General features: G+C 63.7%; 22 protein-coding genes and 1 riboswitch. Of the genes, 5 read left to right on the top strand and 17 right to left on the bottom strand.

Annotation, left to right across the window (positions count from 1 at the left end; translation table 11 throughout):
* Positions 1 to 16: 16 nt before the first annotated feature.
* The 7 genes from CXY70_RS04505 to CXY70_RS04475 form a co-directional block, all read right to left on the bottom strand.
* The gene (locus CXY70_RS04505; RefSeq protein ID WP_104191189.1) at positions 17 to 1,369 is read right to left on the bottom strand and encodes an MFS transporter; all 1,353 of its coding nucleotides are present in this window, start codon (positions 1,367 to 1,369) and stop codon (positions 17 to 19) included.
* 153 nt (positions 1,370 to 1,522) lie between these two features.
* A complete protein-coding gene (locus tag CXY70_RS04500) occupies positions 1,523 to 1,879 on the bottom strand; it encodes a hypothetical protein (protein ID WP_104191188.1) in 357 nt (118 codons plus the stop codon).
* 33 nt (positions 1,880 to 1,912) lie between these two features.
* Entirely contained in the window at positions 1,913 to 2,389 is a 477-nt protein-coding gene (ribH, locus tag CXY70_RS04495; RefSeq protein ID WP_104191187.1) for a 6,7-dimethyl-8-ribityllumazine synthase, read from the bottom strand.
* On the bottom strand, positions 2,389 to 3,648 hold the full coding sequence (gene ribB / locus CXY70_RS04490) for a 3,4-dihydroxy-2-butanone-4-phosphate synthase (RefSeq protein WP_104191186.1): 1,260 nt from the start codon (positions 3,646 to 3,648) through the stop codon (positions 2,389 to 2,391). Before ribB ends, ribH begins: the two co-directional genes overlap by 1 nt.
* Positions 3,645 to 4,304: a riboflavin synthase gene (locus CXY70_RS04485; RefSeq protein WP_104191185.1), complete on the bottom strand. Its 660-nt coding sequence runs from the start codon at positions 4,302 to 4,304 to the stop codon at positions 3,645 to 3,647. The genes ribB and CXY70_RS04485 overlap by 4 nt, the downstream gene beginning before the upstream one ends.
* Before the next feature lie 8 nt (positions 4,305 to 4,312).
* Positions 4,313 to 5,356 (bottom strand): bifunctional diaminohydroxyphosphoribosylaminopyrimidine deaminase/5-amino-6-(5-phosphoribosylamino)uracil reductase RibD, encoded by a 1,044-nt coding sequence (ribD, locus tag CXY70_RS04480; RefSeq protein WP_233205734.1) that lies wholly within the window; start codon positions 5,354 to 5,356, stop codon positions 4,313 to 4,315.
* An 87-nt stretch (positions 5,357 to 5,443) separates the two neighbouring features.
* Positions 5,444 to 5,585, bottom strand: a riboswitch (FMN riboswitch).
* A gap of 84 nt (positions 5,586 to 5,669) precedes the next feature.
* A complete protein-coding gene (locus CXY70_RS04475; RefSeq protein ID WP_233205742.1) occupies positions 5,670 to 6,557 on the bottom strand; it encodes a sugar-binding transcriptional regulator in 888 nt (295 codons plus the stop codon).
* Positions 6,558 to 6,766: 209 nt separating this feature from the next.
* Here CXY70_RS04475 and CXY70_RS04470 point away from each other — a divergent pair, with 209 nt between their 5' ends.
* The 4 genes from CXY70_RS04470 (at position 6,767) to CXY70_RS04455 (ending at position 12,381) form a co-directional block, all read left to right on the top strand.
* Positions 6,767 to 8,509 carry a glycerol-3-phosphate dehydrogenase/oxidase gene (locus tag CXY70_RS04470; RefSeq protein WP_104191183.1) on the top strand — a complete coding sequence of 581 codons (1,743 nt, stop codon included), beginning with the start codon at positions 6,767 to 6,769 and terminating at the stop codon, positions 8,507 to 8,509.
* Positions 8,510 to 8,691: 182 nt separating this feature from the next.
* Entirely contained in the window at positions 8,692 to 9,426 is a 735-nt protein-coding gene (locus tag CXY70_RS04465; RefSeq protein ID WP_104191230.1) for an MIP/aquaporin family protein, read from the top strand.
* 83 nt (positions 9,427 to 9,509) lie between these two features.
* Positions 9,510 to 11,024, top strand: a complete 1,515-nt coding sequence (gene glpK, locus CXY70_RS04460; protein WP_104191182.1) for a glycerol kinase GlpK — start codon at positions 9,510 to 9,512, stop codon at positions 11,022 to 11,024.
* Between the two features lie 415 nt (positions 11,025 to 11,439).
* Positions 11,440 to 12,381 carry an endonuclease domain-containing protein gene (locus CXY70_RS04455; RefSeq protein WP_158250907.1) on the top strand — a complete coding sequence of 314 codons (942 nt, stop codon included), beginning with the start codon at positions 11,440 to 11,442 and terminating at the stop codon, positions 12,379 to 12,381.
* A gap of 79 nt (positions 12,382 to 12,460) precedes the next feature.
* On the opposite strand, the gene CXY70_RS04450 is transcribed toward CXY70_RS04455, so the two are convergent.
* The 10 genes from CXY70_RS04450 to CXY70_RS04405 all read right to left on the bottom strand — a co-directional run bounded on the left by CXY70_RS04450 (position 12,461) and on the right by CXY70_RS04405 (position 21,608).
* Positions 12,461 to 13,234, bottom strand: coding sequence for an HAD family hydrolase (locus tag CXY70_RS04450; protein WP_104191180.1), 774 nt, complete (start codon positions 13,232 to 13,234; stop codon positions 12,461 to 12,463).
* Positions 13,231 to 13,836 (bottom strand): GNAT family N-acetyltransferase, encoded by a 606-nt coding sequence (locus CXY70_RS04445; RefSeq protein ID WP_104191179.1) that lies wholly within the window; start codon positions 13,834 to 13,836, stop codon positions 13,231 to 13,233. Before CXY70_RS04445 ends, CXY70_RS04450 begins: the two co-directional genes overlap by 4 nt.
* Complete coding sequence (gene trpS / locus CXY70_RS04440) at positions 13,836 to 14,840, bottom strand: tryptophan--tRNA ligase (protein WP_104191178.1); 1,005 nt, start codon at positions 14,838 to 14,840, stop codon at positions 13,836 to 13,838. Before trpS ends, CXY70_RS04445 begins: the two co-directional genes overlap by 1 nt.
* Positions 14,837 to 15,691 (bottom strand): exodeoxyribonuclease III, encoded by an 855-nt coding sequence (locus CXY70_RS04435; protein ID WP_104191177.1) that lies wholly within the window; start codon positions 15,689 to 15,691, stop codon positions 14,837 to 14,839. The genes trpS and CXY70_RS04435 overlap by 4 nt, the downstream gene beginning before the upstream one ends.
* Before the next feature lie 9 nt (positions 15,692 to 15,700).
* Positions 15,701 to 16,774 carry a YihY/virulence factor BrkB family protein gene (locus tag CXY70_RS04430; RefSeq protein WP_146066052.1) on the bottom strand — a complete coding sequence of 358 codons (1,074 nt, stop codon included), beginning with the start codon at positions 16,772 to 16,774 and terminating at the stop codon, positions 15,701 to 15,703.
* Between the two features lie 73 nt (positions 16,775 to 16,847).
* A complete protein-coding gene (locus tag CXY70_RS04425) occupies positions 16,848 to 17,609 on the bottom strand; it encodes a succinate dehydrogenase iron-sulfur subunit (RefSeq protein WP_104191175.1) in 762 nt (253 codons plus the stop codon).
* Positions 17,609 to 19,417 carry a succinate dehydrogenase flavoprotein subunit gene (sdhA, locus tag CXY70_RS04420; protein WP_104191174.1) on the bottom strand — a complete coding sequence of 603 codons (1,809 nt, stop codon included), beginning with the start codon at positions 19,415 to 19,417 and terminating at the stop codon, positions 17,609 to 17,611. Before sdhA ends, CXY70_RS04425 begins: the two co-directional genes overlap by 1 nt.
* An 18-nt stretch (positions 19,418 to 19,435) precedes the next feature.
* Positions 19,436 to 19,888 carry a succinate dehydrogenase hydrophobic membrane anchor subunit gene (locus CXY70_RS04415; RefSeq protein WP_104191173.1) on the bottom strand — a complete coding sequence of 151 codons (453 nt, stop codon included), beginning with the start codon at positions 19,886 to 19,888 and terminating at the stop codon, positions 19,436 to 19,438.
* Between the two features lie 11 nt (positions 19,889 to 19,899).
* A complete protein-coding gene (sdhC, locus tag CXY70_RS04410; protein ID WP_104191172.1) occupies positions 19,900 to 20,313 on the bottom strand; it encodes a succinate dehydrogenase, cytochrome b556 subunit in 414 nt (137 codons plus the stop codon).
* Positions 20,314 to 20,423: 110 nt separating this feature from the next.
* Positions 20,424 to 21,608, bottom strand: coding sequence for a glycosyltransferase family 1 protein (locus tag CXY70_RS04405; protein WP_104191171.1), 1,185 nt, complete (start codon positions 21,606 to 21,608; stop codon positions 20,424 to 20,426).
* 96 nt (positions 21,609 to 21,704) lie between these two features.
* On the opposite strand from CXY70_RS04405, the gene CXY70_RS04400 reads away from it, so the two are divergent.
* The gene (locus tag CXY70_RS04400; RefSeq protein WP_104191170.1) at positions 21,705 to 22,826 is read left to right on the top strand and encodes a mannose-1-phosphate guanylyltransferase; all 1,122 of its coding nucleotides are present in this window, start codon (positions 21,705 to 21,707) and stop codon (positions 22,824 to 22,826) included.
* Positions 22,827 to 22,884: the final 58 nt, after the last annotated feature.

The following is a 22,884-nucleotide window of genomic DNA, read 5'->3' as shown; positions in this document are numbered from 1 at the left end:
TCTTAAAACCAATCCGTTAGCGTTGCAGGTCGAGATCCTTGGTTTCTCGGCTCAACAGAAGCGCGATCAGTGTGATGACAGCCATGACCGAGAGATAAATGCCGACCCAGAACGGGCTTCCCTCACCGAGGGTCCACAGCCAGATGGCGATGAACGGGGCGACGGCTGCGCCGAGGATTGAACTCATGTTGTAGGCGAAAGCTGAGCCGGTGTAGCGCACGCTGGTCGGAAACAGTTCGGGCAGCAGCGCGCCCATCGGGCCGAAGGTCATCCCCATCAGCGAGAAGCCGACGATGAGAAACAGCATCACGCCGGGGAAGCCGGCGCCGAGCAGCGGCACGAACAGCGCACCGAACACGATGATGGCCAGGGTCACGATGATGAGTGTCTTACGCCGTCCGTGCTTGTCCGCCCAGGGTCCAGAGGCGAGGGTGAAGATTCCAAAGAACACGACGCCGAGAATCATCATGAGAATGAAGTTGTTGTAGCTGAAGCCGAGTCCCGGAACCAGGGCATCCGTCGCGGCCCGGCCGTAGCCGAGCGTGAACGTGGTCATCAGGTAAAACAGCACGTAGGTCGCGAGCATGATGAACGTGCCGAGGATGAGTTCGCGCCAGTTGGACTTGAACACGGCCGCGAGCGGCAGCTTCTCGACCCGGTCGGCTTTGACGACCTTGGTGAAGACTTCGCTCTCCACCAGGCGCAGACGCACCCAGAGTCCGATGATGACCATGACGGCCGAGAACAGGAACGGGATGCGCCAGGCCCATTCGAGGAACGCCTCTGAGGGACGGGTCGGGTCGGTCGACGGAAGGGCGAGGGCAAGGGCGAGAAACAGGCCGTTGGCGATGATGAAGCCGAGCGGTGCGCCGACCTGTGGGAAGGTGCCGTACCAGGCACGCTTGCCGACGGGTGCGTTCTCGGTTGCGACCAGGGCCGCGCCACTCCACTCCCCGCCGAGGGCGAAACCCTGCGCGAGACGCAGGAGGACGAGCATGAACGGCGCCCACCAGCCGATCATGTCGTAGGTCGGCAGCAGGCCGATCAAGAACGTTGCGATGCCCATCGTGAGCAGCGCGCCGACCAGGGTGGCCTTTCGTCCCTTGCGGTCACCGAAGTGGCCGAAGAACAGCGCGCCGATCGGGCGGGCGACCATGGCGGCGCCGAAGACGGCGAAGGAAGCGAGCAGCGCAGTGGTCTCGTTGCCCGTCGGAAAGAACAGGTGTGGAAAAACGAGCACGGCGGCCGTGGCGTAGACGTAGAAGTCGTAGAACTCGATGGTCGTGCCGATGAGGCTCGCCATAATGACGCGGCTCTTCGGATTGAGAGGCGTGGTCGGCGTCGAAACTGACGCTGTGGTTGTAGTCATGAGGGTGGAACGCTCCGCAAAGGTGGCTGGGCGCCGACGAAACCCGCAAGTCGATCTGACTTCCCGCGGAAGCGTTTACGCACGAATAGTGGTGTGGCCGCGTGTAGGGGACACCATCTGACTTTACCCCGGGGCTATCGCCTTCGAGACCGGTTATTTCCAGAGCACCGCAATCACGACGTTGGCGAAGGTCAGGGCGCCGATGGCCCACAGCACGAGGGACGACACGGTCGGCTTCTTGCGATTGACGATTACGAGCACGGTGATAACGATGAGAACGAGCAGCTTGATGCCGATTTTGGCGTTGTCGATGTGGCCGAGCGAGCCCATCTCGATGATGCCGACGAGCAGCAGACCGGTGACCAATTGCGTCAGTGCGCCGTGGAACATCGCGGTGACAATCGTGCCCTTGCCGGCAATGATCGGCTTGATCTGCACGAGGAAGCCACCCAGCAGCGAGGCCAAGCCGACGAAGTGCAGAATGAGCAGAATGTTGCGTAGAAGGTCCATGCGTTCAGCCTAGGGACTCAAACGCAGCCGCGGTTACCCGATGTGTCCGCGTAGCTCCTGCAGCACGAGTGCGGTGGCCAGAGCAGCGGATGCTGCCTCCGCGCCCTTGTCTTCCTTCGAACCGGGCAGTCCGGCCCGGTCGAGACCCTGTTGCTCATCGTCCAGCGTCAGCACCCCAAAGCCAACCGGCTTGCCGGTGTCGAGTGCGACCCGGGTGAGGCCATCCGTTGCCGCATTCGACACGAAATCGAAGTGGGGGGTGCCGCCGCGAATGATCACGCCGAGGGCGACGACAGCATCGGCCCCGCTGTCCAGGGCGACCTTGCAGGTGACGGGCAGTTCGAAGCTGCCCGGTACCCGCACGAGCGAGAACTCGGCGTTGCTTTCTTCAAGTACTCGGGTGGCACCGGCGATGAGACCGTCGGTGATCACGTCGTGCCAAAGACCTGCCACGATGACGACCCGCAGGCCCGCGGCGTCGACCGAGATTGTTGGTCCTGTTCCAGCCATTAGGCGATTCCATTCATGATTTCGATGTTGGAGATATGATGCCCCATCCGGTCACGTTTGGTAGCAACGTACTCCTCGTTGAACTCCCCGATGCCCACGACAAGCGGTACACGCTCGGTCACGGTGATGCCGTGCAGCTCGAGCTGGCGCACTTTTTCAGGATTGTTGGTCAGCAGTCGTACCTCGCGCAATCCCAGATCGTGCAAAATGCTTGTGGCCGCGCCATAGTCGCGGCTGTCACCGGGCAGACCCAGCGCCAGGTTGGCGTCCAGGGTGTCCATGCCGTCTTCCTGCAGTGCATAGGCCCGCAGCTTGTTGATGAGGCCGATGCCGCGGCCCTCCTGGCCGCGCAGATAGACGACCACGCCGCCCTCCGCCTGGATGATGTCGAGCGAAGCAGTCAGCTGCGGTCCGCACTCACACTTGAGCGAGCCGAAGGCTTCGCCGGTGAGGCACTCGGAGTGCACCCGCACGATGGCGCCGTCGACCGGGGTGCCCGCCACGAGAGCGACATGGTCGGCGCCGGTCGAGCGGTCCCGGTATGCGCGTACCCGGAAAGCGCCGTGCCGGGTGGGCACCGTGGTCTCTACCTCGAAGTCGACCCGTGGTGCCTCGGTGAGCGGCATGATCGTCGGTAGGGCTTCATTCGGGTGAAGCTCATTGAGGTAGCTGATCAGGTCTTTGATCGTGATCACGAGCAGACCCTCGCGCTCGCCGAGTTCGAGTAAGCCGGGGAGGCGCATCATCTCACCGTCTTCGCCGACGATTTCGGCGATCGCCGCGACGGGAACCAGACCGGCCAGTTTCATCAGGTCGACACCGGCTTCGGTATGGCCGCCGCGCTCGCGCACACCGCCGTCTTTGGCACGCAGTGGCAGGATGTGGCCGGGGCGGTGCAGGCTCGCCGGTGCCGACGCGGGGTCGGCGAGCACCCGCAGGGTGTGGGCGCGGTCAGCAGCGCTGATCCCGGTAGACAGTCGGTCGGCGGCGTCGACGCTCACCGTGTAGTTGGTGCCGAGCGGATCTTCGTTGTTCACGACCATCACCGGCAGATCGAGCCGGTCGGCAAGCTCGTTGGTCATCGGCGCGCAGATGAAACCGGAGGAGTAGCGCACGGTCCAGGCGATCCATTCCTGGGTAGCGAGCTGGGCCGAGATGATGACGTCACCCTCGTTTTCGCGGCCCTCGTCGTCGGCGACGATGACCGGTCGGCCGAGGCGCAGGGCGTCGAGTGCGGCGGGAATATCGGCGAGGCTCATGATGCGCTCCTTGGTGCGGTTGCGTTCTGGGGTTCTTTGGTCTTTGCGGCGGCGCTGAGGGCCAGCATTCGTTCAACGTGGCGGGCCAGAATGTCGGTCTCGATGTTGACGAGATCGCCGACCCGGCGCTCGCCGAGGGTCGTGGCGGCAAGGGTTTCGGGTATGAGTGACACCTCGAACCACTGGGCCTCGTCGGTGGCCGGGCTGATGTTGCTCACAGTAAGCGAGACGCCGTCGATTGCGATCGAGCCCTTGTCGACGACGAGCTTGGCAAGCTGGGCAGAGACGCTGAATCGCAGCACCCGCCAGGCGTTGCCCGGAGTAACAGCAAGTACGGTGCTCGTGCCGTCGATGTGGCCCTGCACGATGTGACCGCCGAGGCGCCCGCCGACGAGCGCTGCACGTTCGAGGTTGACCGGGGAGCCGACGTGAGCGTCGGACAGTGTCGACATGTGCAGGGTCTGCGCCATCACGTCGGCGGTGAAAGTCTCTGCGGTTCGCTCGACCACGGTGAGGCAGACCCCCGAGACGGCGATCGAGTCGCCATGGCCGGCGCCATCGACTACGAGCGCGCCACGGATGGTGAAGCGGGCGGCATCCGCTGTGTGCTCGATGCGCTCGATCTGGCCGAGCTCCTCGATTATTCCAGTGAACATGGGGTTCCTTAGGTAGTGAGGGGTCTGGCGACGATGAGAATATCGTCGCCAAGCCGATCGAGGGAATGGATGGAGAGACGGCGCTGGTCGCCGATGGTGGTCACGCCGAAATCGCCGAGAGCCAGCCGGGGGCCACCGAGGAGCGTTGGTGCGAGGTAGATGAGGTACTCGTCGACCAAGCCAGCGGCGACGAAGGCGCTCGCCACGGTAGGCCCGCCCTCGATGAACACGCTGCGCAGGCCCCGGCTGTGCAGGTCGGCCAACAGGCCAGGCAGGTCAAAGCCGTCGAAAAACAGTGGTGAGTGCGGGTGTGTGTGCACCGCAGCGGATGCCGGCAGTGCTCGTCGGCCGACGACCACGGGAATGGGCTGCCGGGCGAGGAGGTCGCCAGCGGAGTCGCGGGCAGTCAGCGCCGGGTCGTCGGCAAGCACGGTGCCGGTGCCGACCAGGATCGTGTCGTTGGCGGCACGACGCCGGTGCACGTCAACGCGTGCCGCCGCGCCCGTGATCCAACGGCTGGAGCCATCGAAAGCGGCCGCGCGACCGTCGAGGCTTGAGGCCCACTTCAGTGTGATGAAGGGGCGGCCAAGGCGGGCGGCGACAAGCCAGTCGCCGAGAAGGGCCTCGCCGTCATCCGCGAGCAGGCCACCCTCCACCGTGATTCCGGCCGTGCGCAGCCGCTTGGCACCGCCGCAGGCGTGCTCGCCGGGGTCGGTCACGGAGTAGACGACGCGTTCGACGCCGGCGTCGATGAGGGCGAGGGCGCACGGACTGGTCCGGCCGAAATGATTGCACGGTTCGAGGGTGACGACGACGGTGCTGCCGCGGGACAGGCCGGGGGCGAGCTGGGAGAGCGCATCGACTTCGGCGTGCCGGCTGCCGGCGCCGCGATGCCAGCCTTCGGCGAGCGTCTCGCCGTTGGCGTTCAGGATGACGCAGCCGACCCGTGGGTTCAAGCCGGTGGCCGGACCGCGGGCGGCGAGTTCGAGGGCACGGCGCATTGCGCTGGCCAAGATAGGGCGGTCAGGGCCGACTGCCGCGTTGTTGGTCATCCCGCCCTCATCCGTATCGGACGAGCTCCGGGGGGTGTGGGTGTACATCATGCACAAACCCGTCGGTCAACCGTAGGGGCCAACCAACTCGTGCGCCTCCCGTCCGGACTTTGACCGTCGGTGCTGGAGTTTCACCAGCTCAACCGCTGGTCCCTCGATGGTGCCGAGAAACTAGCGGGTCGCGGACTCTAACCGCCGGTTCGGAATTACGCCGACCCCGGAGCACGTGTATTGCAAGTTCTTCTTCTAGTTATAGTGCAACAGCCTGCGTGACGTGTTATTCCCGGCGACAAGCGCTGTCGTGATAATGACGTCAGGGTGCCTCGACCAACGCGCGGGCGGTGCTCTCATCGACGAATAGGTCGGTGATGAGCGACGCGGCGAGGGCGCCGCGCAGACTAGCGAGCTTGGAGCGGCCAGCCACGACGCAGATGCGGCGCGGTGTGCGGCGCAGCACGGTGAAGTCCGGGCCGGTGGACCGCTCGTTCAGAGCGATACCGTCGGCTGAACCGTCGGCGCGGTAGAACACTGTCGCCACGTCGCCGACCACGCCGGCTGCGCCGAGCGCATCGAATTCGGCCTGTTCAAGGTAGCCGCCCGCGTAGACGCGGCTGACCACGCCGGAGAAGGGAGAACCGAGACCGAATAAGGCGATGTCCATGATGGCCTGCATCTCAAGCAGGCGGCTGACGCTGCGCTCCCGCCACAATGCGTGCTTGGTCGCCGGGTCGTCGAAGAAGGCGGGCACCGGAAACTGCTGCACGTGCGCGCCGAACGCCGTGCCGAAACGGCCGAGAATTTCGCTCGCGTAACCCAGGCCGGTGGTGCGCATGTTTCCGGCACCGTTCAGTTGCACGATTTGGGAATTGTGGGTCTGTTTTGGGGTGATGTGCCGGCTGATGGCGTTCATGGTAGACCCCCAGGCGATGCCCATGGTCATGTTTGAGTCGAAATACTGTCCGAGAATCCGTGCAACCGACAGGGCGACACGCTCAAGCCGATCGACGTCACTCGCGCTGTCCGGAACCGGAACGACGTGAGCGGTGATCTGAAATCGAGCCTCGATCTGCTGCTCGAGGTGACTCGGGGCATCCAGTGGAGACTTGATCTGAATATCGACCAGGCCGGTCTCGCGCGCGTGGCTGAGCAGGCGAGAGACCGAGGAACGGGAGGTGTGCAGCTCCTGAGCGATGGCATCCATCGTGAGGTCCTGAATGTAATACAGGTGCGCGGCCGTGAGGGCGTCGCGGCTGCGATCAGACTGTGCGGGATCGGTCTCGAAGATCACGGGGCTCCTTGCACGTATGTTCAATCCAGTTGAGAAATTGTGTCGGACTGTCAGACTACAGGTATTCATACGGCTTGCCCCATGCAAATTTTGGGGCAATCCCCGAGACAAAGGTGACAACAATGTCGTTCCTCAACTCACAGACTTCGACCGCAATCGCCGATCGCCCGAGCGCCCAGGTGCTCATCATCGGTGCCGGTATCAACGGCATTGCCACCTTTCGTGATCTAGCCCTGCAGGGCGTCGATGTGGTCATCGTTGAGAAGAACGATTACGTCTCCGGAGCCTCGTCGGCCAGCTCGCACATGATTCACGGCGGCGTGCGCTACCTCGAAAATGGCGAATTTCGCCTGGTCAAGGAGTCGGTCGAGGAACGCAACGGCCTGCTCAAGATCGCGCCGCACTACGTCAAGCCATTGCAGACGACCATCCCCATCTTCTCGACCTTTTCGGGCGTGATGGCCGCGCCGCTGCGTTTCCTTACCCACAAGCAGGGCGCCAAGCACGTCGAACGCGGCGCGATGCTCATCAAAATCGGCATGATGATCTACGACGCCTTCTCCCGTGACGGCGGAACGGTACCCCGCCACGAATTCAGGGGCCGCACCAAGGCACTCGAAGCCTTGCCGCTGCTGAACCCGGGCCTGAAATACACGGCCACTTACTATGACGCCGCCATGCACGACCCCGAACGCCTCGCCCTCGATGTGCTGCGCGACGGCCTCGATGCCGGCCCGCACGCTCGTGCCGCCAACTATGTCGAAGCGGCCGGCATAACGGAAAACGGCGTGCTGCTTCGCAACAGCATCACCGGTGAAGAATTCTCCTTTCGAGCGGATATCATCGTCAACACGAGCGGGCCGTGGACCGACCTGACCAATGACGCCCTCGGCCAGCCGAGCACTTTCATGGGCGGCACCAAGGGGTCCCACGTCGTGCTCGACAATCCGGAACTGCTCGCGGCGACGGAAGGCCGAGAGATCTTCTTCGAGCACGAAGACGGCCGCATCGTGTTGATCTACCCGCTCAAGGGCCGCGTTCTCGTCGGCACCACCGACCTCGAGCACGACATCCACCAGCCCATTCGCTGCACCGAAGATGAGATCGATTACTTCTTCGATCTGGTCGCGCACGTTTTTCCAACGGTACCGGTCGATCGTTCGCACATCGTGTTCCGCTTCGCTGGCGTGCGTCCGCTACCGCGACACGACGATGAAACACCGGGTTTCGTTTCCCGTGACTACCGCATCGAGTCCCGTCCGCTGCCCCGCACCGACGCCGCTGATGGCACCCTGCTCAGCCTGGTCGGCGGCAAGTGGACCACCTTCCGCGCCCTCGCTGAGAATCTGAGCACGGACATCTTGAAACTGCTCGGCCTGCCGCGCACTGTCTCTACAGAAGGGCTCGCTATTGGTGGCGGCCGCGACTGGCCGGCCTCGGACTCCGCCCGCCTGGTTTGGGCCACAGCCCACGGCGACGAGGTGGGCACCGATCGCGCCGCAGCCCTGCTCGCCCGCTACGGCACCAGAGCGAGCGAGGTCATCGACTTTCTCATTGATCCGGCCGGTCCAGCAGATGCCCCCCTCGCGCACAACACCGACTACACGCGGCGTGAAATCGAGTTCTTGGCCGGGTTCGAGGGCGTCGTGCGGCTGAGTGACGTGCTGTTGCGCCGCACCAGCATGGCCTTCGTCGGCGCCGTGACCACTCCTCTGATCGAGGAGATCGCCCGCGTTGTCGCTCCTGTTCTCGGCTGGGATGCCGCACGCCGCGCTGAAGAAATCGAGCTGGCTCGCGCCACCCTGATGGACGTGCACGGGGTCAACCTCGCCCCGGTCGCCGAAGCCGGTGTTCTGATCGACTAACCCGCTCGGACTGACGATTATTGACAATCTGCACGAACGTGCACGAGAAACCTGCTCAGTCCGGCCCGGTCGCCGCTACGTTTTAGACAACACGCACGACAGCCGGACTCAACAACACTGTTGGGTGCGGTGAACAGCACTCCATCTGAAAGGTCAATGTGGACAATCTCGGTGTCGTCTTTATGTCAGAGGTCGTGGGAACGGCCATCCTTGTATTACTCGGCTGTGGTGTGGTGGCCAACGTCGCGCTCGCCAAGAACAAGGGCGTCGGCGGGGGCTTTCTCATGGTCACGATCGGCTGGGGCCTCGCGGTCTATGCCGGTGTGATCGCCGCCTACAACTCCGGTGCCCACCTGAACCCGGCCGTCACTCTCGGTCTCATCGCGAGTGGGACCGACACCTTCGGCTCGGGTGTTCCGGTCAACGTCGTATCGACGTTGACCTACATCGGGGCGCAGATGCTCGGCGCTATTCTCGGTGCCGTTGTGGTCTGGCTCGCCTACAAGCCGCACTTCGACCAGGAGCCGGACGCGGCAAACAAGCTCGGGGTCTTCTCGACCGGGCCGGCCATCCGCTCGTACGGGTGGAACCTTGTCACCGAGATCATCGGCACCTTCGTGCTCGTCTTCGTCGTCATCGGCTTCGGTCGCAACGGCGAGGCTGGCGGGCTCGCCGCGCTCGGCGCGCTGCCGGTGGCGCTGCTCGTGATCGCCATCGGTGCCTCACTCGGTGGGCCCACCGGGTACGCCATCAACCCTGCACGTGACCTCGGTCCCCGCATCGCGCACTTCCTGCTGCCGATCAAGGGCAAGGGCGGCAGCGACTGGTCCTACTCCTGGGTTCCGGTTCTCGGTCCTATCATCGGCGGGGTGCTCGCCGGCGCCTCATCGGGTGTGCTGCTGCCCGTCCTGGGCTAGGTCTGCCGACGTAGTCTGCGGCATCCGCTTTCGTTATCGTTTCAATACCGTATTTCTCACCTGGAACAACAAAGGAGTTACACATGGCCAAGTACATCCTCGCCATCGACCAGGGAACCACGAGCTCCCGCGCGATCATCTTCGACAAGGCCGGGTCGATTATTTCGACCGGTCAGCTTGAGCACGAACAGATTCTGCCGCAGGCCGGCTGGGTCGAACATGACCCGAAAGAGATCTGGGACAACACCCGTGAGGCCATCGGCCAAGCGCTGTCGAAGGCAAATATCACCCGCCACGACATCGAAGCCGTCGGCATCACCAACCAGCGCGAAACCGCTGTCGTCTGGGACAAGACCACCGGTGTGCCCGTCTACAACGCCATCGTCTGGCAAGACACCCGCACCCAGCCGATCGTCGACCGGTTGGCAGCGGATGGCGGCGTCGACCGGTTCAAGGCGACGGTCGGCCTACCGCTGGCCACCTATTTCTCCGGAACCAAGATCGTCTGGATCCTGGAAAACGTCGAGGGCGCCCGCGCCAAAGCGGATGCCGGCGACCTTCTGTTTGGCACCACCGACTCCTGGGTTCTCTGGAACCTGACCGGCGGCACCGAGGGAGGCGTGCACGCGACCGACGTCACCAACGCCAGCCGCACCATGTTCATGGACCTGAAAACCCTGCAGTGGGACGATGAGATCCTAGCCATCTTCAATGTGCCGAAGTCGATGCTGCCCGAGATCAAATCGTCCTCAGAAGTGTACGGCACTGCAAGCGGACACAGCCTGCTGCGCGAGGTGCCGATCGCCGGAATCCTCGGCGACCAGCAGGCCGCGACCTTCGGCCAGGCTGCCTTCGACCAAGGCGAGGCGAAGAACACCTACGGCACCGGTAACTTTTTGATCTTCAACACCGGAACCGACATCATCCACTCGAAGAACGGGCTGCTGACCACCGTGGGCTACAAGCTCGGCGACGCCCCGGTGCACTACGCGCTCGAGGGTTCGATCGCCGTCACCGGCTCGCTCGTGCAGTGGATGCGGGACCAGCTCGGCATCATCAAGAATGCCTCCGAGATCGAAGAGCTGGCCAAGACGGTCACCGACAATGGAGGAGCCTACTTCGTGCCGGCCTTCTCCGGCCTGTTCGCTCCGTACTGGAGGTCGGACGCCCGCGGAGCGCTCGTGGGGCTCACCCGCTATGTGAACAAGGGCCACATCGCCCGTGCTGCGCTTGAGGCCATCGCGTATCAGACCCGCGAGGTGCTCGATGCGGTCAACGCAGACTCCGGGGTGCCGCTGACCGAGTTGAAGGTCGACGGTGGTGCCACGGCCAACGACCTGCTCATGCAGTTCCAGGCCGACATCATCGGCGTACCCGTCGTTCGTCCGGTCGTCGCGGAGACCACCGCGCTCGGCGCCGCCTACGCGGCCGGCCTCGCGGTCGGCTTCTGGAGCGGGCTCGACGACCTCCGCGCCAACTGGCAGGAGGACTCCCGCTGGGAGCCTGCCCTGGATCCAGAGGAAGCCGCTCGTCTCTTGCGCAACTGGAAGAAAGCCGTAACGAAGACCCTCGACTGGGTAGACGACGACGTGCGGTAGACCTCACCCCTCTGAACGCCGGGCGCTTCTTCTCTGCCTGGCCGCATAACTCCTGCAATTTGCCGCGTGGAATTTTTGTAGGCCCGTGTTTTCGCGGTTCTCAACTACAACGCCTGCAATTTGCAGGAGTTATGCCCCGGTGTGCGCCCGGCGATCCGTGAATCCGGCTCGAGGGCCCTTTGGGTGACCGGCGTCACTCGGCGATGACCCGAACGCGTAACTCCTGCAAATTGATGTCGTGGTCCGGTCGACCCGCGTGTTTCCGGGCCAGATTGCGAACGGGGGCAGAGATTGCAGGAGTTACGCGCCCCACTTGTTAGGTGCGGAATGGAAGAGTAACCAAGGAAGAGTTATGCACAGGCGGCTCAAAGCGCTGTCCCCAGATTGGTTGCGGGGAGGTCACAGTGACTGGACAATGACGACGATCGTCTGCATGAACCCATTTCTCACCTCCCAGGCTGGCCAGTGCCGCATCGTCAGCCGACAGGACTTATTGAACAGCGGCATGCGACCCAAACACATCACGGCAGCAGTGCGTAGCAACACGCTCATCCGAGTGCGTCGCGATCATTATGCGTTGCCGGAAACTGACCGCCACACCCTGGAGGCGGTTCGCGTCGGTGGGCGCGAAGCGTGCGTATCGGCGGCCCGGGAGATCGGTTTTTTTGCCTTCGATTCGCAATTTACGCACGTGCACATTCCGCGGGAGGCATCCCGTCTGCGTAGCCCCCAAAGTCGGCACGTTCCGCTGGCTGCCGCGCCGCGGGACGGCGTCGAGCTGCACTGGTGGCCGCTCATCGACAGCGCGGATGGCACCGAATACTGCGTCGGGCCCCGTGACGCCCTCGCCCAGATTATCCAGTGTCAGGAACCTCGCTTCGCTTTGGCGGCGCTCGACACAGCTCTACACGAGCACAAGATTCGGCTAGCCGACCTCGATGAGATCTTCGCCCATATCCCCGATAAGCACAGCGGTCTTCGTTCCCGCATCGACGCACGAGTGGATGCAGGCCAAGAGTCCGTCGTTCGCGACTTGTTACGCTCCGCCGGGTACCGCTGCGACATCCAGGTGTACATCGACAGGGTCGGCCGGGTCGACATACTGGTTGAGGGCTGTGTAGTCGTTGAGGCGGACAGTCAGAGTCACCACAAAACCTGGGAGGAGCACATTCGCGATCGCACCCGAGATCGTTTGTTGGCAGCCCTCGGCTATGTGACACTCCGCGTGCTCTATCAGGACATCATGTTCGATCCGGAAGGCGTACTTCGGGCCCTTCAGAAGCTCGTCGACATTTGCCCGCATGGGAGCCCCCGAGTCTTCAGCATCGCCCAGGCAGCGGGCATCCGTGGCGCGTAACTCCTGCAGATTTTGCGCGAGCCGACACAGAAGCCCGCAATTCGGGCCCTCGACGAGCACAGCTGGCAATTTGCAGGAGTTATGCCCCGAGACGGGCGGCAAACAGGCCCGACAGGCTGGCGAGAGTGTCGATGCGAAGAACTCCGAGGCGGGCGGCATCGTTTGTGTCGGCCACGGCGGCAGCGGCCACGCCGGCAGCGGCGGCAGCGGATGCTCCGGCTCGGTCGAGCCAGACCCCTGTCAGCCCCGCGGCGGCCGCGCCCACGGCATCCGTGCGTAGTCGATCTCCCACGTAAACCGCCTCCTCGACCGGCACGCCGAAGAGCGCGCAGGCATGCTCGAAGATGCGGGCGTCGGGCTTGGCAAAGCCGAGCGCACCCGAGGTGACGACCTGCTCGAACCGATCGCCCAAGCCGACACGACGAATCTTATCGCCCTGAAAAACAGGGTCGCCGTTCGTGATGAGGCCAAAGCGCACCGCGGGAATCACCTCGGACAGCTCCTCGAAGCAGGGGAGCGCATCGTCGTGCAGCCGCCAACTAGAACGGTAGCTCTGGAAATACTCGTCGAACCACTGATCTGCTTCGGTGTCGGTCAGCACGATCTCGAACGAGGCGGCGAAGTCCTGGGCGCGGGCACGGCGCTGGCCGGCAAAGGTGAGGGCGCCAGCGAGGTACGAGTGATAGTGCTCCTCTTCGAGGGCATGCCAGAGCACCGTCGCCGCTGTGCGGTCGCTGGATGCGAAGGCGCCACCGACCCGGTCGAGGTGCAGCAGAATGCCGTCAGCGACCGCGGCGCGGTGCGCGAACAGGGTGTCGTCGAGGTCGAACAATACAACCCTCGGCGGCTTCATCGGGCGAGGGCCTCTGCGGGCCAACCGGGCTGCGGACTGCGGTCGTCTTCCGCGCAAAGGTGGCCCTGCCAGGAGTCGGGGTGACTTCCGTCCCGGTAGGCGGCGACGGATGGCCCCATGCCGGAATATCGAAATCCCGACTTCCACGCCGCTCGGGCTGACGCGACGTTTCCGAGCAGGCATTCCCAGTGCATCACATTGATGATTTGCGCCGCGAACGCCCAATCGGCGACGAGCCGCTGCGCCTCGGGCATGAGCCCGCGGCCACGGTGCGGGGCGCCCAGCCAGAATCCGATGGATCCCATTCGGTGAACGGAGGCGTCCGCAGCGACGGATTCGCCCGTCAAGCGCAGAGCGATCACGCCCAGCAGCTCTGACCCGGTGGGGTCCCGCAACGCCCAGGTATATTCCCGATCCGACATCCATCCGGCGGGAACATACTCACCGAGGAATCCTTCGGCGTGCTCCAAGCGGTAGGGCCACGGAACGGTCAGGTAGCGCTCAAAGAGCGGGTCCTGGCAGTACTCGAAGACCCGGTAGGTGTCTTTGGCCACGGGTGCATCAAGCAGCACCAGCGGTGAGGAAAGCGAGAACGGCTGCATCAGCGAGGGGGCAGAAAACCGACGCGGTCGTAGACGGTGGCCAGGGTTTCATTTGCGACATTAGAGGCCCGGGCTGCGTTGGATGCGAGAACCCGGTCGAGCTCGGCCGGATCACCCAGCAGCTCGGCCACACGCTGGCGGATTGGATCGAACGTACCCAGAACTACCTCGACGAGTCCCTTCTTCAGGTCGCCGTAGCCACGCCCGGCGTACTCGTTTTCCAGCGACTCGATTGATTGCGACGCCAGCACGGAGTAGATCGTGAGCAGGTTGGCCACGCCCGGTTTGTTCTCGCGGTCGAAGACCACGCCGCCATCGGCATCCGTCACGGCTCGCATGATCTTCTTCCTGGTGACGCCGGGCTCATCGAGCAGCCAGATGATACCGGCATGCGATTCGGCCGACTTGCTCATTTTTGATGTGGGATTTTGCAGGTCGTAGATCTTCGCGGTCTCCTTCACGATGGCCACTTCGGGAATCGTGAAGGTGTCGCCGAACCGTGAGTTGAAGCGCAGGGCGAGGTCGCGGGTGAGCTCCACGTGCTGACGCTGGTCTTCCCCAACCGGCACGACCGTAGTTTGGTACAGCAGAATATCCGCCGCCATCAGCGTCGGGTAGGCGAACAGTCCAACGGATGTCGCGTCGGCGCCGTGTCGCACGGACTTGTCCTTAAACTGCGTCATGCGACTCGCCTCACCGAACCCGGTGATCGTGTTGAGCACCCAGGCCAGCTGGGCGTGCGCGGCGACGTGCGACTGCACATACAGAGTCGACGCCGATGGGTCGATCCCGGCCGCAATGTACTGCGCCGCCGTGCCACGCGTGTTTTCGCGTAGCTTGGCCGGCTCCTGAGCGACGGTGATGGCGTGCAGGTCGACGATGGAGAAGAACGCATCGTGCGTCTGCTGCAGCGACTTCCAGTTCAGGAGCGCGCCAATATAGTTGCCAATCTGCAGAGACTCGGCGGAGGGCTGCATGCCCGAATACAAGCGTGGTTTGGTCATGACTTGTCTCCTGAAAGGTCATAGTCGACAACGACGGGGGAGTGGTCGCTCCAGCGCTGGTCGTACGCGGCGGCCCGGTCGACCGCATAATTCAGAACGGATGCCGCCAGCTCTGGGCTGGCCAGATGGTAGTCCAGGCGCCACCCGGTGTCGTTGTCGAAGGCCTGCCCGCGCTGGGACCACCACGTGTATGGTCCTTCGACCTCGCCGGCCCACTTGCGCCCGACATCGACCCAACCCAGTCCGGCACCCGCGTTGTAGCGCTCGTCACCTTCTGCCCCGAGGATACGGTCGAAATACTCACGCTCTTCCGGCAAAAAACCCGCGTGTTTCTTGTTACCGCGCCAGTTCTTGATGTCAAGCGTGCGATGGCCCACGTTGAGGTCGCCGAGCACGAGCGCGAGCGGGCTGTGCGCGGTCAGTTCGGGCAGCCGGGCGATCATGGCGTCGAGAAATTTATACTTCTCGATCTGCTTGGGGGTGTCGGTCTCGCCGGAGTGCACATAGGTGCTCACGACGGTAATGATCTGGCCATTGACTTCGTAGTCGGCCTCGAGCCAGCGGCCGGCACTGTCGAATTCCTCTGCCCCCAGAGTCACCCGGTGAATGGATGCGCCAGAACGGCTGGCGAGCGCGACCCCGGCCCGGCCCTTGGCCGTAGCGGCGTCGTGCAGAATGTTCCAGTCCGGCCCGAGCAACCCTTCAAGGTCTTCGGTGGAGGCGCGCACCTCCTGAATCGCAAGGATATCCACGTCGCGCTCGTTCAGCCACTCGCCCATACCCTTGCGGTAGGCGGCTCGCACCCCGTTTGTGTTGATGCTGGCAATGCGGAGCGGTTTGGCTTGAGGCATGGGTCAAGTCTACTTACGGGCGTCGGCCGCATCCGCCCTGGCATACCCGTCAACGACGTTTTCAGCCGCGCGGAGCCGTCGACGTACGCTCCAGCGGGCATACCAGGGCGATGCATCGAGGTCGGCCCTCGCGGCGGTCAGTTCGGAGTGCGCGGTCAGCCGCAGGGCATCGTGCATGCGCTGCTCCTGATTTTCGGCGGCTTCATCAGCACGGAGCGTGTGGGGCGGAATTCCCGCGTCGTTCATGCCGACCGCAATCCAGGACGCGGCGACCAACGTCACCGTGCTCACCAGATTGAACCAGATCAGCAGCCCGATGATCACGGCGAAGGTCGCGAGCAATGGATTGCGGCTGGCCCCGCCGAGTAGGGCACCGCCAAGAAACTTGAGCACGCCGAGTGCGATTCCGCCAAGCAGAGCGCCAGTGAACAGCCGCCGCAAGGGAATGCGCACCCGGGACAGCACCCGGAATAGACCGACCAGCGTGAGGGTGTCGATGACAAGTACGACGATTAGGCCGGTCACCCTGGCCGAAGCCTCGTAGAAAAACGAGTCCTGGGGTATCTGAAAGATTCCGAACAACGCGCCGAGCAGCGCGGTGCTCGCGAGTGAGACCAACGCCGACAGAATGAGGGCGAGGCCAAACACCAGCCCGAGGCCGAGCTCGCGCAACTTGACCCAGAGAAAAAATGTGGTCTGCTGGGGCATGTCGAACACGGTGCGCACGGCCTGCGCCGTTGCCGAGAGCCAGCCCAGTGCGGTCACGAGCAGTCCGACCAGTGCGATGGCACCGGTCCAGGTGAGAATGCCAGCGGTAGCGAGCAGCTCAGGGTCGATGATGCCGTTGGTACCGATAAGGCCGGGAACCGACTGGTTGATGATGGCGTACAGGGCATTCAGCAGTCCCTGGTTCGCGGTCAGGTACAAACCGGCAACGGAGAAGCCCACCCAGACGGCCGCGAAGATGGCGAAGATCGCCTGGTAGGACATTCCGGCGGCCAGGATGCCACCACCCACGGTGTTGAAATGGGTCACGACCCGCACGGGGCGCCAGGCAAAAACGCGCTCTACAAGCTCTTTCACCGTGTCAGCTTATTCGACTAACCAAAGCACCCCCGTCGAATCGACGGGGGTGTCTTCACAGCAGATCGGGCAGTTACGCCTTGCCGCGCATGATGGCTTGCTTGACCTCGGCGATGGCCTGGGTCACTTGGATCCCACGAGGGCAGGCTTCGGTGCAGTTGAAGGTCGTGCGGCAACGCCACACGCCCTCCTTGTCGTTGAGGATGTCGAGGCGCACGGCCGCATTCTCATCGCGGGAGTCGAAGATGAAACGGTGCGCGTTGACGATCGCGGCCGGCCCGAAATACTGGCCGTCGGTCCAGAACACCGGGCAGCTCGACGTGCACGCGGCGCACAGGATGCACTTGGTGGTGTCGTCGAAACGGGCGCGCTGGGCGACCGTCTGAATGCGTTCCTTACCCTTCTCCGGGGTGACGCTGTTCATGAGGAACGGCTGCACCGCCTTGAACGAGTCGAAGAACGGCTCCATGTCGACGATGAGGTCCTTCTCCAGCGGCAGGCCTTTGATGGCCTCCACGTAGATGGGCTTCGTGATGTCGAGGTCTTTCATGAGCGTTTTGCAGGCCAGGCGGTTGCGGCCGTTGATGCGCATGGCATCCGAGCCGCAGACGCCGTGGGCGCAAGAGCGACGGAAGGTCAGCGAACCGTCCTGGTCCCACTTGATCTTGTGCAGCGCGTCGAGCACACGGTCGGTCGGGTACATCTGCACGTCGAAGTCCTGCCAGTGCGGCTCGCTGTCGACCTCCGGGTTGAACCGACGAATAATGAGCGTGACCGTGAAGGACTTGATCTCCTCGGGAACGATGGGCTTCTGATCAATCGTGGCGGAACTCACTAGTACTTCCTCTCCATCGGCTGGTAGCGGGTGATGACAACCGGTTTCCAGTCGAGTTTGATGTGGTCGGCGGCATCCGCGCTCAGGGCGTCACCCTTCAGGTACGCCATGGTGTGCTTGAGGTAGTTCTCGTCGTCGCGCACGAGGTAATCCTCACGCTGGTGTCCGCCGCGGCTTTCCTTGCGGTTGCGGGCGGAGTAGACGACAACCTCAGCGAGGTCGAGCAGGAAGCCCAACTCAACGGCCTCGAGCAGGTCGGTGTTAAACCGTCGGCCCTTGTCCTGCACGCCGATGTTCTTGTAACGCTCACGCAGCAGGTGAATGGTCTCGGTGACCTCGGCGAGAGACTCGTCGGTGCGGAACACCTGGGCCTTCTTGTCCATTTCTTCCTGCAGAATCTTGCGCAGCACGGAAATGCGTTCGGTTCCGGTCGACGAACGGATGCCTTCCAGCAGTTCGCGCACTTCCTTGGCCGGGTCTTCCGGTAGAGGAGTGAACGAGGCCGTCTTGACGTATTCGACCGCGTTGTTGCCGGCGCGCTTGCCAAACACGTTGATGTCGAGCAGCGAGTTGGTGCCGAGGCGGTTGGAGCCGTGCACCGAGACGCAGGCGCATTCGCCGGCGGCGTACAGGCCGGGAACGACCTGCTCGTTATTGCGCCAGACTTCGGCCTTCACGTTGGTGGGGATTCCACCCATCGCGTAGTGCGCGGTCGGCATGACCGGCACCGGTTCGGTGACCGGGTCGACGCCGAGATAGGTGCGGGCGAACTCGGTGATGTCGGGCAGCTTGGTCTCGAGTAGCTCCTTGCCGAGGTGCGTGCAGTCGAGGTAGAGGTAGTCCTTCTCCGGCCCGGCGCCGCGACCCTCAGCGACCTCCTTGAGCATGCAGCGCGAGACGATGTCCCGCGGGGCGAGGTCTTTGATGGTCGGCGCGTAGCGTTCCATGAAGCGCTCACCGCTCGCGTTCCGCAGAATGGCTCCCTCGCCGCGGGCTCCCTCGGTCAAGAGGATGCCCAGCCCGGCCAGGCCGGTCGGGTGGAACTGGAAGAACTCCATGTCCTCGAGCGGAAGTCCCTTGCGCCAGACGATACCGACACCGTCACCGGTGAGGGTGTGCGCGTTGGAGGTGGTCTTGTAGATCTTGCCGAAACCGCCGGTGGCAAAGATGAACGCCTTGCCCTGGAACACGTGCAGCTCGCCGCTCGACAGGTCGAGGGCGACCACGGCCGACGGCTGGTCGACGCCGTCGACGTTGGTCATGACGAGGTCGAGCACGTAGTACTCGTTGAAGAAGTTGATGCCGCGCTTGACACAGTTCTGATAGAGCGTCTGCAGAATCATGTGGCCGGTGCGGTCGGCGGCGTAGCAGGAGCGGCGAACCGGGCTCTTGCCGTGGTCGCGGGTGTGGCCGCCGAAACGACGCTGGTCGATCTTGCCCTCTGGGGTGCGGTTGAAGGGCAGGCCCATGTTCTCGAGGTCGATGACCGCGTCGATGGCTTCCTTGGCCAGAATCTCGGCAGCGTCCTGGTCGACCAGGTAGTCGCCGCCCTTGATCGTGTCGAAGGTGTGCCACTCCCAGTTGTCTTCCTCGACGTTGGCCAGGGCCGCAGCCATGCCGCCCTGCGCTGCACCGGTGTGTGAACGCGTCGGGTAGAGCTTGGAGATGACTGCTGTGCTGGCGTGGGGGCCGGCTTCGATGGCGGCACGCATGCCAGCCCCACCTGCTCCCACGATCACGATGTCGAACTGGTGGTAGTGAACGCCGTCCACAAGGGTGGAGGTGGGCGCGGGTGCAGGTGTCGTCATGATGAGTTTGTGCAGCTCCTAAAGGGTTGAGCAGACAGCGGGAAGAAGGTCGGCGGGCGAACCGGCCGGGCAGGCATCGAATGTGTAAACCACAAGGGTCCCGAGAACGATCAGTGAGACGACGCTGACCAGAATCGCGACCTTCAGGATGCCGCGGCTGATTCGCGAGGTCGCGTAGTCATTGACGAGGGTGCGCATTCCGTTGCCGCCGTGAATAAGGGCGAGCCAAAGCATGAGTACGTCCCAGATCTGCCAGAATGGGCTCGCCAGCTTGCCGGCGACGAACGCGAAGTTTAGGGCGCTGACGCCCTCGCCGGTCATGAGGTTGACGAACAGGTGGCCGAAGATGAGCACGACCAGCACGACGCCGGAGACGCGCATGTAGATCCAGCCCCACTTTTCCCAGTTGACACCGCTCTTCCTGGTGGAGCGGGTGTACGGGCTGCGGGGAGCTTCGATTGTTGAAGTCATTTTGTCGCCCCCTAGTGGCTGAACACGTTGATGAGGTGGCGTGGCACGAAGCCCAGCATGGTGACGACCCAGAGGCCGATGACGACGTAGAACAGCACCCGCTGGTACTTGGCGTTCCAGAAGTCGATCAGAATGATGCGCAGTCCGTTGAACGCGTGGAACACGATGGCGCCAACGAGTGCGACTTCACCGAGTCCCATAATCGGCGTCTGGTACTGCGAGATGACCGCGTTGTATGCTTCGGGGCTGACTCGTACGAGTGCCGTATCGAGAATGTGAACGAGCAGAAAGAAGAAAATTGCGACGCCGGTGATGCGGTGCAATACCCACGACCACATGCCTGTGTTACCCCGATAAAGGGTGCCGGCGGGGCGACGTGACGTCGTCTTCTGCTGAGAATCTAGGGTTCCTGCCGTCTGTGGCATGAACAACCCTCCCTGGCTGAATAATGGCTCTTTAGTGAGACCGAGAATGCGCTATCCGCACCTGACGTTATTCTACAAGCGCTCCGCCCGCTTGTGCCGGTTAGGGTGACCTAACGCTGCATCGAGGGTGGCACGTGCGTGTCGGCGCGCACGGCCAGACGCTCGTCGACGGCCTGCTCGTAGTACTCGACGAGTTCCGCGCAGACCGTCGGCCAGGAGCGCCCGAGCACAGCGCGACGACCAGCTTCGCCCATGCGTGCGCGCAGCATGGGGTCACGCACGAGTTGGCACACCCAGTGCCGCAGGTCACCGTCGTCGTCCGGCCGAAACAGGTAGCCGTTTACGCCGTGCGTCACGAGGTCGATCGGTCCGCCAGCGTGCGGGGCAATCACGGGCAGGCCGGCGGAGTGCGCTTCCTGCAGCGTTTGTCCAAAGGTTTCCTCGGTGCCCGCGTGCACGAACACGTCAAAGCTCGCATAGGCAACGGCCAGTTCGCGGCCCGACAGGCGTCCCAGCCAGGTGACCGGCATGCCCGAGAGAGCGCGCCGAATAGAAGGAACGCTCGGCCCGTCTCCGACGAGGGCCAAGCGGATGCCCGGCACCCCGCGCAGCGCACGCAGTCGCTCCACCTGCTTTTCCGGGGCCATACGGCCGACATACCCGACAATCACGTCACGCTTCGCGCCGGAGCCCGTGGGGGCTTCGTCTTGCGGCGCAATTCGTTCCCGCAGGGCGGCGACCGCCGGGTCATTCTTCAGATTTGGGTGGAACCCGGCGAGGTCGACTCCGCGAGTCCACATCGCCAGCCGGGGAACGCCGAGGCGGAGCAGGGCAGCCATCGACGACGACGATGGAACGAGAGTGCGGGTGGCTCCCTCGTGCACCCACTTCACAAACCGCCAGGCCAGGGCTGTGGCGGGACCGAGGTGGTTTCGGTGTGCGTAGCCGGCGACATCCGTTTGAAAGATCGCGACCGAGGGAATGTCGAGCCGGTTGGCGGCGCTGATGCCCTGGGCGCCGAGCAGAAACGGCGAGGCGGCGTGCAGCACATCGGGGCGAAAGTCGGCGAGCAGCTTCTGCACCTGCGGGCTCGGCATACCCACCGGAAATTCGCGGTAGTGGACCGCGGAGACGGTGTGCACCGGAAAACCGGCGTACTCGGCGGGGGCGCCGTAGGGGGCGATGACCATGGCCTCGTGACCGGTGGCGGCCAGGTGCTCGAGCACCCTGCAGACGCTCGTGGTCACACCGCTCACGGTGGGGAGAAAACTTTCGCTGATTACTGCGATCCGCATGGTTTGAGAGTAAGCAACGAGCATTGCCGCAGAGTAACGGGCGCATGAACAGTGGTCGCGGGCCGTCGGAGTGCAGGCGCCGGATAGTCTGGGCCCATGATTACGTCCATTGAGCCCATCGACCGCCTGTATAGCGTCATCCCCGCCGGCGGCATCGGCTCAAGGCTGTGGCCGCTGTCGCGAGCGGATGCCCCCAAATTTCTGCACGACCTCACCGGGTCAGGGCACACCCTGCTGCGCGACACGTGGGACCGCCTCGTTCCGCTTTCGAACGAACAGCGCATCATGGTCGTCACCGGGCGGGCGCACCGTGCGGCCGTTGAACAGCAGTTGCCCGAACTGACCGACCCGAACGTCGTACTCGAGAGCGAACCGCGCGACTCGACCGCCGCGATTGGTCTCGCCGCGGCCATTTTAGAGCTGCGTGAACCCGGCGTGATCATCGGGTCGTTCCCTGCCGACCATGTCATCAAGGGCGACGCGCTGTTTCGCTCGGCGGTGACGGAGGCGGTTGTCGCAGCGGATGCCGGCTATATCGTCACGATCGGCATTCGGCCGACCGAGCCCGCGATCGGCTTCGGGTACATCAAAAGCGCCGCTTCTTTGGCTATCGAGGGGGCACCGAGTGCCCTGGCCGTTGACTCCTTTGTCGAAAAGCCCAGCCCCGACGTCGCTGAGCGCTACCTCGCTGATGGCTGTTACTTGTGGAACGCCGGCATTTTCATTGCCCGTGCCGACCGCCTGTTGGCCGAGATTGAGGCGGCCGAGCCCGAGCTGCACGCCGGGCTCCTCGAACTGGCCGCAGCGTGGGATACCCCGGCCCGTGGCGCCGTCGTCGATCAAGTCTGGCCGCGCCTGAAGAAAATCGCCATCGACTACTCGGTAGCCGAACCGGCCGCCGCCGCCGGCAAGCTTGTCGTGATTCCCGGCCAATTCGACTGGGACGACGTGGGTGACTTCGCCTCGATCGCCAAGCTGCACTCGGGCGGACGCAAAGCTAACCTTGCCATCCTCGGCGAAGGAGCACGGGTGCTCGCCGACTCGTCGAGCGGCATCGTGGTCAGCCACACCGGCCGCATGATCGCGTTGATCGGCGTCGAAGACATTGTCGTGATCGACACGCCCGACGCGTTGCTGGTCACCACGAGCGCGAACGCCCAGAAGGTCAAGGCGGTCGTCGACGCGCTAAAGCTGTCCGGGTCGAGCGATGTGCTCTAGTCCCGTACCGGTGTTGGGTTCGCACTGACTAGAATTCCAGTTCATGCTTAAGGGAGTG

The organism is Cryobacterium sp. Y82, assembly GCF_002929495.1.
Taxonomy (GTDB): Bacteria; Actinomycetota; Actinomycetes; order Actinomycetales; family Microbacteriaceae; genus Cryobacterium; species Cryobacterium serini.
This window is presented reverse-complemented; position numbering and strand designations above follow the sequence as displayed.

Excerpts from the sequence above, each read along its gene's own strand:
- CXY70_RS04505 (WP_104191189.1), bottom strand. The coding sequence starts at position 1,369 with ATGACTACAACCACAGCGTCAGTTTCGACGCCGACCACGCCTCTCAAT.
- CXY70_RS04500 (WP_104191188.1), bottom strand. The coding sequence starts at position 1,879 with ATGGACCTTCTACGCAACATTCTGCTCATTCTGCACTTCGTCGGCTTG.
- ribH (WP_104191187.1), bottom strand. The coding sequence starts at position 2,389 with ATGGCTGGAACAGGACCAACAATCTCGGTCGACGCCGCGGGCCTGCGG.
- ribB (WP_104191186.1), bottom strand. The coding sequence starts at position 3,648 with ATGAGCCTCGCCGATATTCCCGCCGCACTCGACGCCCTGCGCCTCGGC.
- CXY70_RS04485 (WP_104191185.1), bottom strand. The coding sequence starts at position 4,304 with ATGTTCACTGGAATAATCGAGGAGCTCGGCCAGATCGAGCGCATCGAG.
- ribD (WP_233205734.1), bottom strand. The coding sequence starts at position 5,356 with ATGACCAACAACGCGGCAGTCGGCCCTGACCGCCCTATCTTGGCCAGC.
- CXY70_RS04475 (WP_233205742.1), bottom strand. The coding sequence starts at position 6,557 with ATGGATGCCATCGCTCAGGAGCTGCACACCTCCCGTTCCTCGGTCTCT.
- CXY70_RS04470 (WP_104191183.1), top strand. The coding sequence starts at position 6,767 with ATGTCGTTCCTCAACTCACAGACTTCGACCGCAATCGCCGATCGCCCG.
- CXY70_RS04465 (WP_104191230.1), top strand. The coding sequence starts at position 8,692 with ATGTCAGAGGTCGTGGGAACGGCCATCCTTGTATTACTCGGCTGTGGT.
- glpK (WP_104191182.1), top strand. The coding sequence starts at position 9,510 with ATGGCCAAGTACATCCTCGCCATCGACCAGGGAACCACGAGCTCCCGC.
- CXY70_RS04455 (WP_158250907.1), top strand. The coding sequence starts at position 11,440 with ATGACGACGATCGTCTGCATGAACCCATTTCTCACCTCCCAGGCTGGC.
- CXY70_RS04450 (WP_104191180.1), bottom strand. The coding sequence starts at position 13,234 with ATGAAGCCGCCGAGGGTTGTATTGTTCGACCTCGACGACACCCTGTTC.
- CXY70_RS04445 (WP_104191179.1), bottom strand. The coding sequence starts at position 13,836 with ATGCAGCCGTTCTCGCTTTCCTCACCGCTGGTGCTGCTTGATGCACCC.
- trpS (WP_104191178.1), bottom strand. The coding sequence starts at position 14,840 with ATGACCAAACCACGCTTGTATTCGGGCATGCAGCCCTCCGCCGAGTCT.
- CXY70_RS04435 (WP_104191177.1), bottom strand. The coding sequence starts at position 15,691 with ATGCCTCAAGCCAAACCGCTCCGCATTGCCAGCATCAACACAAACGGG.
- sdhA (WP_104191174.1), bottom strand. The coding sequence starts at position 19,417 with ATGACGACACCTGCACCCGCGCCCACCTCCACCCTTGTGGACGGCGTT.
- CXY70_RS04415 (WP_104191173.1), bottom strand. The coding sequence starts at position 19,888 with ATGACTTCAACAATCGAAGCTCCCCGCAGCCCGTACACCCGCTCCACC.
- sdhC (WP_104191172.1), bottom strand. The coding sequence starts at position 20,313 with ATGCCACAGACGGCAGGAACCCTAGATTCTCAGCAGAAGACGACGTCA.
- CXY70_RS04405 (WP_104191171.1), bottom strand. The coding sequence starts at position 21,608 with ATGCGGATCGCAGTAATCAGCGAAAGTTTTCTCCCCACCGTGAGCGGT.
- CXY70_RS04400 (WP_104191170.1), top strand. The coding sequence starts at position 21,705 with ATGATTACGTCCATTGAGCCCATCGACCGCCTGTATAGCGTCATCCCC.